This is a genomic window from Pseudomonas sp. UC 17F4 (assembly GCF_900101695.1).
GTDB lineage: Bacteria > Pseudomonadota > Gammaproteobacteria > Pseudomonadales > Pseudomonadaceae > Aquipseudomonas.
In genome coordinates, this window is record NZ_FNKV01000001.1 from 964,853 (window position 1) to 977,596 (window position 12,744).

Consider the following 12,744-nt stretch of genomic DNA (forward strand, 5'->3'; position numbering starts at 1 on the left):
AGGCTGGCGTAATGGCATCAATGGGTTTCAAGGCGCCTCTGTTGTTGAAAGAGCGCCTTGTAACTTGCCAGACTAGCGGCTGTTTCAGTCGCTCGGAGCTTGCGCCGAATAAGCCGGCCGCTGAACAGATGGCTAAATAAAAAATTCTGGAGCATTACGCATGAAGAAATTGGGCAAGACGTTGTTGGCCGTGTCCCTGATGGGCGCCATGGCCAGTGCTGTTCAGGCGGATGACAAAGTACTGCACGTCTATAACTGGTCCGACTACATCGCACCAGACACCGTCGCCAAGTTCGAGAAACAGTCCGGTATCAAGGTCGTCTACGACGTCTTCGACAGCAACGAAACCCTCGAAGCCAAGTTGCTGGCAGGCAAGTCCGGTTACGACGTGGTGGTACCGTCGAACAACTTCCTGGCCAAGCAGATCAAGGCTGGCGTCTATCAGGAGCTGGACAAGTCCAAGCTGCCAAACTGGAAGAACCTCGACGAAGACCTGCTCAAGGCCGTTGGCGATGCCAGCGACCCGGGCAACAAGCATGCGTTCCCGTACATGTGGGGCTCCATCGGCATCGGCTACAACCCGGAGAAGGTCAAGGCGGCGCTGGGCGTCGACAAGATCGATTCCTGGGACGTGGTGTTCAAGCCGGAAAACATCGCCAAGCTCAAAAGCTGCGGCGTGAGCTTCCTCGATGCCCCGACCGAGATGATTCCGGCGGCGCTGCACTACTTGGGCAAGCCGACCAACAGCACGAAAAAAGAAGACCTCAAAGCCGCCGAAGACCTGTTCCTCAGCGTGCGTCCTTCGATCGGCTACTTCCACTCCTCCAAGTACATCTCGGACCTGGCCAACGGCAACATCTGCGTGGCCGTAGGTTATTCGGGTGACCTGGAGCAGTCCAAGGCACGTGCCCACGAAGCCGGCGACAAGGTCAAGCTCGACTACATCATTCCGAAAGAAGGCGCCGGTACCTTCTACGACATGGTTGCCATCCCTAAAGATGCCGTCAACGTCGACGCCGCCTACAAGTTCATGGATTTCCTGATGCAGCCGGAAATCATGGCCGAGATCACCAATGCCGTCCGTTTCCCGAACGGCAACAAGGCGGCCACCGCACTGGTGGACAAGGACATCTCGGGCGATCCGAGCATCTACCCACCGGCTGATGTGAAGAAGCAGCTGTACGCAATTGCTGACCCGGGTGCCAAGGCCCAGCGCGAAATCACGCGCAGCTGGACCAAGATCAAGTCGGGCAAGTAACAGCGGTGACCTCCCTGGGCGCGGTGTAAATCCCGCCCGGGGAGCATGAAAGCACAAATTTTTTTTGCGGCATGAGTGCATCGAAGGTAAGTTGCGCGCCGGTTTGCTTATCCGGCAGGTATTTCTGCCGTTTGCCACGGGCACATTTGTGAGGACCTCCCACTTGTCTATTTCTGTATTTCGCAAGGCCATGTTGGCTGGAGCGGGTCTGACGCTGGCGATCAGCGTCCAAGCGGCGCCCACGGTGCACATTTATAACTGGTCCGACTACATCGGTCAGACCACCCTCGCGGACTTCGAAAAAGCCACTGGCATCAAGCCGGTGCAAGATGTCTTCGACTCCAACGAAACCCTGGAAGGCAAACTGCTGGCTGGTCGCACCGGCTATGACGTGGTGGTGCCGTCCAACCATTTCCTCGGCAAGCAGATCAAGGCGGGCGCGTTTCAGAAGCTCGACAAGGCGCTGCTGCCAAACTATGCGAACCTCGACCCGGCGCTGATGAAGCGCCTGGAAAAGAACGACCCGGGCAACCAGTACGCCGTCCCCTACCTGTGGGGCACCAATGGCATCGGCTATAACGTCGACAAGGTCAAGGCGGCGCTGGGTACCGACAAGATCGATTCCTGGGCCGTGCTGCTCGAGCCGGAGAACATCAAGAAGCTCTCCAAGTGCGGAGTCGCGTTCCTCGACTCGGCCGACGAGATGCTCCCGGCGGTGCTCAACTACATGGGGCGCGACCCCAACAGCACCAACCCCAAGGACTACGCCGATGCCGAGAAAAAGCTTTTGGCCGTACGTCCCTACGTGACCTACTTCCACTCCTCCAAGTACATCTCGGATCTTGCCAACGGCGACATCTGCGTGGCTGCCGGTTTCTCCGGCGATGTATTCCAGGCCAAGTCCCGCGCCGAAGAAGCCGGCAAGGGCGTCAAGGTGGCCTATGCGATTCCCAAGGAAGGCGGCAACCTCTGGTTCGACATGCTGGCGATCCCCAAGGACTCCAAGAATGTCAAAGAGGCCCATGCCTTCATCAACTATTTGCTGCAGCCTGAGGTAATTGCCCAGGTCAGTGATTACGTCGGTTACGCCAACCCGAACCCCAAGGCTGGCGATCTGATGGACCAGAGCGTGCGAACCGACGCAGCGGTTTACCCACCGCAAGAAGTGCTGGACAAGTTGTACGTCAACTCCGAGCTGCCTCCCAAGGTGCAACGGTTGATGACCCGTAGCTGGACCAAGGTCAAGTCGGGCAAGTAAAAATCCAGGGTCCGTCACGGCAGGGGCGGACGCAAAAAATCTTGTTGGGAGTTTCACAAATGGCAGTTGCCTCCGGTGCCTATAAGAAAGCCCTCGAGGGCGACCAGCAACCTAAACAGGTGCTGGTCAAAATCGACCGGGTCACGAAAAAGTTCGACGAAACGGTCGCCGTGGACGATGTGTCCCTGGAAATCAAGAAGGGCGAGATCTTCGCCCTGCTCGGTGGTTCCGGTTCGGGCAAATCCACCTTGCTGCGCATGCTCGCCGGCTTCGAACGGCCCACCGAAGGGCGTATCTTCCTCGATGGTGTAGACATCACCGATATGCCGCCCTACGAGCGGCCGATCAACATGATGTTCCAGTCGTACGCATTGTTCCCGCACATGACCGTGGCGCAGAACATCGCCTTCGGCCTGCAGCAGGACCGCATGCCCAGGTCTGAGATCGACGCCCGCGTGGCCGAGATGCTCAAGCTGGTGCACATGACCCAGTACGCCAAGCGCAAGCCGCACCAGCTCTCCGGTGGCCAGCGTCAGCGTGTGGCCCTGGCCCGTTCGCTGGCCAAGCGGCCGAAACTGCTGCTGCTCGATGAGCCGATGGGCGCGCTGGACAAGAAGCTGCGCTCGCAGATGCAACTGGAGCTGGTGGAGATCATCGAGCGGGTCGGCGTGACCTGTGTGATGGTGACCCACGATCAGGAAGAGGCCATGACCATGGCCCAGCGCATCGCCATCATGCACCTGGGCTGGATCGCCCAGATCGGCAGCCCGATCGACATCTATGAAACCCCGACCAGCCGCCTGGTTTGCGAGTTCATCGGCAACGTCAACCTGTTCGAGGGCGAAGTGGTCGACGATGCCGAAGGCCACGCGGTGATCGCCAGCCCCGAGCTTGAGCGCAAGATCTACGTCGGCCACGGTGTCACCACTTCGGTGGAAGACAAGCGCATCACCTACGCCCTGCGCCCGGAAAAACTGCTGGTGACCACCGAGCAGCCGACCTGCGAGCACAACTGGTCGCGCGGCAAGGTCCACGACATCGCCTACCTGGGTGGCCATTCGGTGTTCTACGTCGAGCTGCCTGGCGGCAAGATCGTCCAGTCGTTCGTTGCCAACGCCGAGCGCCAGGGCACCCGGCCGACCTGGGACGACCAGGTCTACGTCTGGTGGGAGGATGACAGCGGCGTGGTACTGCGCTCATGAACGCCCGCAAGCTCAAGCGAGCCTTCAACCGAATAAAGCCCGAGGGGCGCCATGTGGTGATCGGCGTGCCGTTCATCTGGCTGTTCCTGTTCTTCATGCTGCCGTTCTTCATCGTTCTGAAGATCAGCTTCGCCGAAGCCGACGTGGCGATCCCGCCGTACACCGAGATTTACAGTTACGTCGAAGACAAGGTGCAGCTGGTGCTCAACCTGGCCAACTATGGCCTGTTGACCGAAGACGAACTGTACATCTCGGCGTACCTGGGGTCGTTGAAGATGGCCTTCGTCAGCACGCTGCTGTGCCTGCTGATCGGCTATCCGATGGCCTACGCCATCGCCAACGCGCGCAAGGAAACCCAGACGGTACTGTTGCTGCTGATCATGATGCCGACCTGGACCGCAATCCTGATCCGTGTCTATGCCTGGATGGGCATCCTCAGCAACAACGGCCTGCTCAACGCCCTGCTGCTGTGGCTGGGCTGGATCGATCAGCCGTTGCAGATCCTCAACACCAACCTTGCGGTGTATATCGGCGTGGTCTATTCGTACCTGCCGTTCATGATCCTGCCGCTCTACGCCAACCTGGTGAAGCATGACCAGAGCCTGCTTGAAGCCGCCTCGGACCTGGGTTCGAGCACCTTCAACAGCTTCTGGAAAATCACCGTGCCGCTGTCGAAGAACGGCATCATCGCCGGCTGCATGCTGGTGTTCATTCCGGTGGTGGGCGAGTTCGTCATTCCTGAGCTGCTTGGCGGCCCGGAAACCCTGATGATCGGTAAAGTGCTCTGGCAAGAGTTCTTCAACAACCGTGACTGGCCAGTGGCCTCTGCCCTGGCGGTAGTGATGCTGGCGATCCTGATCGTACCGATCCTGCTCTTCAACCGTAGTCAGGCCAAAGAGATGGAGGGCAGGGCATGAAGCGTTTCAGTTTCTCCAAATTGATGTTGGTCCTGGGCCTGCTGTTCATCTACCTGCCCATGCTGATCCTGGTGATCTACTCGTTCAACGCCTCCAAGCTGGTGACGGTGTGGGGCGGCTGGTCGGTGAAGTGGTACGTCGGCCTGCTCGACAACACCCAGTTGATGGGCTCGGTGATGCGCTCGCTGGAGATCGCCTGCTACACCGCGATCGCCGCCGTGGCGCTGGGCACCCTGGCCGCCTTCGTGCTGACCCGGGTCACCCGCTTCAAGGGCCGCACGCTGTTCGGTGGCCTGGTTACCGCACCGTTGGTAATGCCCGAGGTGATCACCGGTCTGTCGCTGTTGCTGCTGTTCGTGGCCATGGCGCAGATGATCGGCTGGCCGCAGGAGCGTGGCATCGTCACCATCTGGATCGCCCACACCACCTTCTGCGCAGCCTATGTGGCGGTAGTGGTGTCGGCGCGCCTGCGTGAGCTCGACCTGTCGATCGAAGAAGCGGCCATGGACCTCGGTGCCCGGCCGTGGAAGGTGTTCTTCCTGATCACCATCCCGATGATCGCACCGTCGCTGGCAGCGGGCGGGATGATGTCCTTTGCCCTGTCGCTGGATGACCTGGTACTGGCCAGCTTCGTCTCGGGCCCGGGTTCGACCACCCTGCCGATGGAAGTCTTCTCTGCCGTGCGTCTGGGCGTGAAGCCGGAAATCAACGCCGTGGCCAGCCTGATCCTGCTCAGCGTGTCGCTGGTGACCTTCATGGTCTGGTACTTCAGCCGTCAGGCCGAAGAGCGTCGCCGTCGGGCGATCCAGCAGGCTATCGAAGAAAGCGCTGCCGACTCGTGGAAACAACCGGACGTGCGTCGCGCGCCGGCGCCGGTTTCGGCGTGATCTGAAACCCTTCGCGGGGCAAGCCCGCTCCTACAAATGGGTAGGAGCGGGCTTGCCCCGCGATTGGTTTTCACTCCGGCCAGTGCCAGGCCGGCTCATCGAGCATCCCCTGACCGGCAACGCGGGTCTGCCCCAGCACCTTCTCCAGCACGATCGAATTGCAGCTCGCATCCTGTTCCAGCGCTGCCACCAGGCGGCGTGCATGTGACACCACCCACACCTGACACTGCTCCGAGGCGCGAACGATCAAGCGCGCCAACGCTGGCAGCAAATCCGGGTGCAAGCTGGTTTCCGGCTCGTTCAGCACCATCATGGTCGGCGGCCTTGGCGTCAGCAGCGCGGCGACCAGCAGCAGGTAGCGCAAGGTACCGTCCGATAGCTCGGCGGCGCTCAGCGGCCGCAACAAGCCCTCTTGATGAAACAACACCCCGAACGCCCCACCCGGCACTGCATCGATCTCCAGGCGTGCGCCCGGGAAGGCATCGGCGATGGTTGTCTGCAAGGCCTGCGGGTCGCCGATCTCGATGATGGTCTGCAGCGCGGCGGCCAGGTCGCGGCCGTCGTGGTGCAGTACCGGCGTGCGCGTACCCAGTTGCCGGCGGCGGGCCGGGGCATCACGGTCGGTGCGAAAGTGATCGTAGAAGCGCCAGCCACGGATGCGCTCGCGCAGCAGCAACACCTCCGGTGAGGAGCGCAGGTTGCCGACCTGGTCGAACAGGCTGTCGAAGCTCGGCGTGTGCTGCGCCAGCACCTCCCATTGGCGGCCTTCACGGACCTTGACCATCGGCCCCTGGCGGTCCACCAGCAGGCTGGCCGGGCGGTACAACGGACCTGCCCAGATGCTTTCGCGCTTGATCTGCGGGTCGAGGGCGAAAGATGACCTGCTCGGCTCCGGCAGGCCGAGACCGATGGCGTAGCCGAATTCTTCGTCGCCAAAGCCCAGGCGCAAGCGCCGTGCATGCTGGCGCGGGCCGCCCTGGATGGCGACTTCGCCGTTGCTCATGCGCCGGCTGATCTGCTCGGGGCCGGCCCAGAACGTCGACTCCAGCCCGCCCTCCACCGCCAGGGCGTTGACCACACCGCCTTGCGCCGTTTCGGCGAGCAGGCGCAGGGCCTTGTACAGGTTGGACTTGCCGCTGCCGTTGGGCCCGGTGATGACGTTAAGGCGTGCCAGTGGCAGTACCAGGTGATTGATCGAGCGGTAGTTGGCGACAGCCAGGGTGGTCAGCATGGCAGCGTCCATTCAGGTAAAGAGGGCAGTATCGCCGATTCCGCGTGGTGAACGAATTGTGTACACCGACAAGCGATCAAGGGAACCCTGATCTACGCTAACACTCGCATTCCTAAATAGATCTGGCACATGCAAGGAGCCTGCATGAGGGTGTTGCGTCCTTTATCGCTCGTCTGCCTGGGGGTGTCGCTGGTGCTGACGGGATGCGGGGAAAAAAAAGCCCCTGAAGCCGAACTGCCCAGGGTTGGTGTTCAACGTGTTCAGCCCAGTGATTTCGCAGCGTCCGTAACCCTGACCGGCGATGTTCAGGCGCGGGTGCAGACCGATCTTTCCTTTCGCGTGGGCGGCAAGATCATTGCCCGCAGCGTCGATGTCGGCGATCACATCAAGGCCAACCAGGTACTGGCCAGGCTTGACCCCAAGGACCTGCAGACCAACGTCGACTCGGCCAAGGCCGAGGTCTTCGCCGAGCAGGCGCGCGTGACCCAGACTGCCGCGGCCTTTGTTCGCCAGCAAAAACTGTTGCCCAAGGGCTACACCAGCCAGAGCGAGTACGACTCGGCCGAAGCCGCCTTGCGCAGCAGCCAGAGCGCACTCAAGGCCGCCCAGGCGCAACTGGCCAACGCCCGAGAGCAGTTGAGCTACACCGCGCTGGTCGCCGAGGCGGACGGGGTGATCACCGAGCGCCAGGCCGAGGTCGGCCAGGTGGTTCAGGCCACGGTGCCGATCTTCAGCCTGGCCCGCGATGGTGAGCGCGATGCGGTGTTCAATGTCTACGAAGCCTTGCTGGTGGCCCCGGCCACCCGTGAGGCAATCAAGGTCAGCCTGGTGGATAACCCGAAAATCCAGGCTCAGGGTTACATCCGTGAGGTCACCCCGACGGTTTCGGCGCAAAGCGGCACGGTGCAGGTCAAGGTGGCATTGAATGATGTGCCGCCCGGCATGGACCTGGGCTCGCCAGTTACTGCCACAGGCAAAGTTCAGGGCAAGCCGAGCGTAGAGTTGCCCTGGTCAGCGCTGACCAAAGACCTGCATGAGCCGGCGGTGTGGCTGGTGGGCGAGGGTGACAAGGTGCGCTTGCAGAAGGTCAAGGTGATGCGCTACCTGACCGGCAAGGTGGTGGTGGGCGATGGCCTCAAAGGTGGGGAAACCGTTGTGGTAACTGGCGGGCAACTGCTAAATCCGGGCATGCAGGTGGAAATCGCGCCGCTCAAGGACAGCGGGGTGGCGCAATGAAAGCAATCACGTTTGTCTTGGGCGGCGCACTACTGCTCGTAGGTTGCGGCAAGCAAGCCAGTGCGCCAGAACCTGTGCGACCAGTGCTGTCGGTCATTGCCCAGCCGCAGGTACAGGCCAATCTTGGACGTTTCGCTGGCAGCATCCAGGCCCGTTTTGAAAGCACCCTGGGCTTTCGTGTGGGGGGCCGGATTGCCCGGCGCTGGGTCGATGTCGGCAGTCAAGTGCAACCAGGCGATGTGCTTGCCAGCCTTGATCCCACCGACCAGCGCAACCAGTTGCGCGCCGCTGAGGGCGACCTGGCGAAGATCCAGGCGCAGTGGATCAACGCCCAGGCCAACGCCCGACGTCAGCAGCAGTTGTTTGATCGCGGCGTGGGTGCGCAGGCCCAGCTGGACATCGCGCAGACCGACCTGAAGACCACTGGAGCCTCCCTCAAGCAGGCGCGGGCGGCGGTTGACCAGGCCCGTGATCAACTGGGTTACAGCGAGCTGAAGGCCGACCATGGCGCCGTAGTCACCAATTGGCAGGCCGAGGCCGGGCAAACGGTGAGTGCCGGCCAGGCCGTGGTGACCCTGGCGCGACCGGATATCAAGGAAGCGGTGATCGACCTGCCGACCAGCCTGGCCGAGCAATTGAACACGCAGCTTCAGTTCCTGGTGGCCTCGCAACTGGACCCGGATATCAACACCACAGCGACCCTGCGTGAGCTGGAGCCGCAGGCCGATGCCACCACGCGCACCCGTCGCGCCCGCCTGACCTTGGTCGATACGCCGAATGCGTTCCGTCTCGGCACGGCTATCAGCGTCACCCTGACCTCGGCGGTTTCGCCACGCACCGAACTGCCGGCGTCGGCCTTGCTCGAAAGCGACGGCAAGACCCGGGTATGGGTGGTCGATCCGCAGCAAAAAACCGTCGCCACACGTGATGTGAAGCTGCTTGAGCGTACCCCCGGCAGCGTAGTGCTGGCCTCGGGCGTACAGCCTGGCGAGCGAGTAGTAACCGCCGGTGTAAACAGTCTCAAACCGGGCCAGAAGGTCATCGTCGACGAGGAAGACCCGCAATGAATGGAAGCTTCAACCTGTCGGAGTGGGCGCTGAAGCACCAATCCTTTGTCTGGTACCTGATGTTCGTCGGCTTGCTGATGGGCGTGTTTTCCTACATGAACCTGGGGCGTGAGGAAGACCCTTCGTTCACCATCAAGACCATGGTCATTCAGACCCGCTGGCCGGGTGCGACCCAGGATGAAACCCTGTACCAGGTCACCGACCGCATCGAAAAGAAGCTCGAAGAGCTGGACTCCCTCGACTATGTGAAAAGCTACACCCGCCCGGGCGAGTCAACCGTGTACGTCAACCTGCGCGACACCACCAAGGCGGCGGACATCCCGCAGATCTGGTATCAGGTGCGCAAGAAGATCCAGGATATTCGCGGCGAGTTTCCCCAAGGCATTCAGGGCCCGGGTTTCAACGATGAGTTCGGTGACGTGTTCGGCTCGATCTACGCCTTTACCGCCGATGGCCTGAGCATGCGCCAGCTGCGCGACTACGTCGAACAGGTGCGCGCCGAGATCCGTGAAGTGCCCAACCTGGGCAAGGTGGAAATGATCGGCACCCAGGACGAGGTGCTCTACCTGAACTTCTCGACCCGCAAGCTGGCGTCGTTCGGCATCGACCAGCGCCAAGTATTGCAGGCCCTGCAGAGCCAGAACGCAGTCACCCCGGCGGGGGTTATCGAAGCCGGTCCCGAGCGCATTTCGGTACGCACCACCGGGCAGTTCGCTTCGGAAAAAGACCTGGAAGCGGTCAACCTGCGGATAAACGACCGTTTTTTCCGCCTGGCGGATATCGCCGAGATCCAGCGAGGCTTTGTCGACCCACCCGCGCCGATGTTTCGCTACAACGGCCAGACCGCCATTGGTCTTGCCATCGGCATGAAGGCCGGCGGCAACATCCAGGTGTTCGGTGCCGACCTGCACAAGATGATGGACCGCGTGGTCTCCGAGTTGCCGGTTGGTGTTGGCGTGCATACGGTGTCTGACCAGGCGGTGGTAGTAGAGGAGGCCGTGGGCGGCTTTACCAGCGCCCTGTTCGAGGCGGTGGTGATCGTCCTGGTGGTCAGCTTCATCAGCCTCGGGGTACGCGCCGGTCTGGTGGTGGCCTGTTCGATTCCGCTGGTGCTGGCCATGGTCTTCATCTTCATGGAATACAGCGGCATCACCATGCAGCGGATCTCCCTGGGCGCGCTGATCATTGCCCTGGGCCTGTTGGTGGACGATGCGATGATCACCGTCGAGGTCATGGTCACGCGCCTGGAAATGGGCGAGAGCAAGGAGCAGGCAGCCACCTTTGCCTACACCTCGACCGCCTTTCCGATGCTTACCGGTACCCTGGTGACGGTCGCGGGCTTCGTGCCGATCGGCCTCAATGCCAGCTCGGCAGGGGAGTACACCTACACCCTGTTCGCGGTGATCGCGGCCGCCTTGCTGGTGTCCTGGGTGGTGGCCGTAGTATTTGCCCCGGTACTCGGCGTGCATATCCTCAGCACCAAGGTCAAACCGCACAGCGAAGAGCCGGGGCGTATCGGCAAGGCCTTTGGCAACAGCCTGCTGTGGTGCATGCGTCATCGCTGGCTGACCATCATCGGCACTGTGTTGCTGTTCGTGCTGGCGGTGTTCTGCATGCGATTCGTGCAGAACCAGTTCTTCCCGTCCTCGGACCGCCCGGAAATTCTCGTCGACCTCAACCTGCCGCAAAACGCCTCGATCGAGGAAACCCGCAAGGCGGTGGATCGCCTGGAAGCGACGCTCAAGGGCGACCCGGATATCGTGCGCTGGAGCACTTACATCGGCCAGGGCGCGATCCGTTTCTACCTGCCGCTGGACCAGCAACTGCAGAACCCGTACTACGCCCAGCTGGTGATTGTCAGCAAAGGCCTGGAGTCGCGCGAGGCATTGATGGCGCGCCTGCAAAAGCGTCTGCGTGAAGACTTCGTCGGCATTGGCAGCAACGTCCAGTCACTGGAAATGGGCCCGCCGGTCGGGCGACCAATCCAGTACCGGGTCAGCGGCAAGGACATCGATGAAGTGCGCAAGCACGCCATTGCCCTGGCCTCGCTGCTCGACCAGAACGAGCACATCGGCGAGATGATTTACGACTGGAACGAGCCGGGCAAGGTGCTGCGGGTCGAGATCGCCCAAGACAAGGCGCGCCAGCTCGGGTTGTCGTCCGAAGACGTGGCCAATGTGATGAACAGCATCGTCAGCGGCGCGCCGGTGACCGAGGTCAACGACAACATCTACCTGATCGACGTCATCGCGCGCGCCGTAGACAGCGAGCGCGGCACGCCGCAGACCCTGCAAAACCTGCAGATCGTCACCCCCAACGGCACCTCGATCCCGCTGCTGGCCTTCGCCACCGTGCGCTATGAGCTGGAACAGCCGCTGGTATGGCGTCGCGACCGCAAACCGACCATCACCATCAAGGCCTCGGTGCGCGGCGAAATCCAGCCGACCGACCTGGTGGCCGAGCTCAAGCCGCAGATCGACGAATTCGCCAGCAAACTGCCGGTGGGTTACGCCGTGGCCACCGGCGGTACCGTAGAAGAAAGCGGCAAGGCCCAGGGCCCGATCGCCAAGGTGGTGCCGCTGATGCTGTTCATGATGGGCACCTTCCTGATGATCCAGCTGCACAGCGTGCAGAAGCTGTTCCTGGTCGCCAGCGTGGCGCCGCTGGGCTTGATCGGCGTGGTCCTGGCGCTGGTGCCGACCGGCACGCCGATGGGCTTTGTGGCGATCCTGGGGATTCTTGCGCTGATCGGCATCATCATCCGCAACTCGGTGATCCTGGTGACCCAGATCGACGAGTACGAAGCCCAGGGCTACTCGCCCTGGGATGCGGTGCTGGAAGCGACCAACCACAGGCGCCGGCCGATTTTGCTGACTGCGGCAGCGGCGAGCCTGGGCATGATCCCGATCGCCCGCGAAGTGTTCTGGGGGCCGATGGCCTACGCCATGATCGGCGGGATCATCGTCGCCACCTTGCTGACCCTGCTGTTTTTGCCGGCGCTGTACGTGGCCTGGTACAAGATCCGCGAGCCGCAGCGCCAGTGATTACGCCATCGCGGGTCCAGCCCGCTCCCACAGTTTCAACGGTGTATTCTGTGGGAGCGGGCTTGACCCGCGATGCTTTTAGATCCAGACCGCATCCCAATGAGGATAGTCACCAATTCGCTGCACCAGCCCTGCACGAATAGGGTTGGCAACAATGTAACGAGCTACTGCCTGGACATCTTCTTCATAGCGCAATGCACGATCATGAAACCCAGGCTGCCAGAGTCTGCTTTTGAGTTTGCACGCCTTGCAAATGGCGCAGCCACTGCGTGACTTGAGCCTGCGCATTAGTGTTTTCAATGTGCAGGACTGCAACTCGATGAGCCAATGAAAGTGATCAGGCATTACTACCCAGGCCAGTGATCGCGCAGCGCCTTCTTGCTCAGCTAGTTTGAATTGGGCAACGACGAGCCGGGCCAAGCCAAACTCTCTGAGTATGGGGGCCCGGTTTTCAGTGATGCTCGTCAGTAGATACAACCTGCCGGGTTCGGAAATTCGCCCCCGTCGCAGGAGCTTGGAGTGTGGACGGTCCATGTCGACTTCCTTGAGTTTGAAACTTCAAGGTAGCTGGACTCGCTGGGGGAGCATGGAGGTCTTGAAAACAGAATGTTTCCCTGTGCCATAGATGTGGGGGTGGTACGACG

Annotated in this window: 10 protein-coding genes; 8 read left to right on the forward strand and 2 right to left on the reverse strand. The window is 61.5% G+C overall.

Annotation, left to right across the window (positions count from 1 at the left end):
- The first annotated feature begins 160 nt into the window (after positions 1 to 160).
- The 5 genes from BLR26_RS04385 to BLR26_RS04405 all read left to right on the forward strand — a co-directional run bounded on the left by BLR26_RS04385 (position 161) and on the right by BLR26_RS04405 (position 5,522).
- Positions 161 to 1,258, forward strand: a complete 1,098-nt coding sequence (locus tag BLR26_RS04385) for a polyamine ABC transporter substrate-binding protein (protein ID WP_045201113.1) — start codon at positions 161 to 163, stop codon at positions 1,256 to 1,258.
- Between the two features lie 163 nt (positions 1,259 to 1,421).
- Positions 1,422 to 2,516, forward strand: coding sequence for a polyamine ABC transporter substrate-binding protein (locus BLR26_RS04390; RefSeq protein WP_093378296.1), 1,095 nt, complete (start codon positions 1,422 to 1,424; stop codon positions 2,514 to 2,516).
- A gap of 59 nt (positions 2,517 to 2,575) precedes the next feature.
- Positions 2,576 to 3,718, forward strand: a complete 1,143-nt coding sequence (potA, locus tag BLR26_RS04395) for a polyamine ABC transporter ATP-binding protein (RefSeq protein ID WP_045201117.1) — start codon at positions 2,576 to 2,578, stop codon at positions 3,716 to 3,718.
- Positions 3,715 to 4,635 (forward strand): ABC transporter permease subunit, encoded by a 921-nt coding sequence (locus BLR26_RS04400; RefSeq protein WP_093378301.1) that lies wholly within the window; start codon positions 3,715 to 3,717, stop codon positions 4,633 to 4,635. The genes potA and BLR26_RS04400 overlap by 4 nt, the downstream gene beginning before the upstream one ends.
- Positions 4,632 to 5,522 carry an ABC transporter permease subunit gene (locus BLR26_RS04405; protein ID WP_010221198.1) on the forward strand — a complete coding sequence of 297 codons (891 nt, stop codon included), beginning with the start codon at positions 4,632 to 4,634 and terminating at the stop codon, positions 5,520 to 5,522. The genes BLR26_RS04400 and BLR26_RS04405 overlap by 4 nt, the downstream gene beginning before the upstream one ends.
- 70 nt (positions 5,523 to 5,592) lie before the next feature.
- On the opposite strand, the gene BLR26_RS04410 is transcribed toward BLR26_RS04405, so the two are convergent.
- The gene (locus BLR26_RS04410) at positions 5,593 to 6,753 is read right to left on the reverse strand and encodes an AAA family ATPase (RefSeq protein ID WP_093378306.1); all 1,161 of its coding nucleotides are present in this window, start codon (positions 6,751 to 6,753) and stop codon (positions 5,593 to 5,595) included.
- A gap of 144 nt (positions 6,754 to 6,897) precedes the next feature.
- Here BLR26_RS04410 and BLR26_RS04415 point away from each other — a divergent pair, with 144 nt between their 5' ends.
- Genes BLR26_RS04415 through BLR26_RS04425 form a run of 3 tightly spaced genes read left to right on the forward strand, consistent with a single transcriptional unit; the run spans position 6,898 to position 12,100 of the window.
- A complete protein-coding gene (locus tag BLR26_RS04415; protein WP_093378311.1) occupies positions 6,898 to 7,989 on the forward strand; it encodes an efflux RND transporter periplasmic adaptor subunit in 1,092 nt (363 codons plus the stop codon).
- Positions 7,986 to 9,056, forward strand: coding sequence for an efflux RND transporter periplasmic adaptor subunit (locus BLR26_RS04420; RefSeq protein WP_045201126.1), 1,071 nt, complete (start codon positions 7,986 to 7,988; stop codon positions 9,054 to 9,056). Before BLR26_RS04415 ends, BLR26_RS04420 begins: the two co-directional genes overlap by 4 nt.
- Positions 9,053 to 12,100, forward strand: coding sequence for an efflux RND transporter permease subunit (locus BLR26_RS04425; protein ID WP_093378316.1), 3,048 nt, complete (start codon positions 9,053 to 9,055; stop codon positions 12,098 to 12,100). The genes BLR26_RS04420 and BLR26_RS04425 overlap by 4 nt, the downstream gene beginning before the upstream one ends.
- 78 nt (positions 12,101 to 12,178) lie before the next feature.
- On the opposite strand, the gene BLR26_RS04430 is transcribed toward BLR26_RS04425, so the two are convergent.
- Entirely contained in the window at positions 12,179 to 12,634 is a 456-nt protein-coding gene (locus BLR26_RS04430; RefSeq protein ID WP_093378320.1) for an REP-associated tyrosine transposase, read from the reverse strand.
- Positions 12,635 to 12,744: the final 110 nt, after the last annotated feature.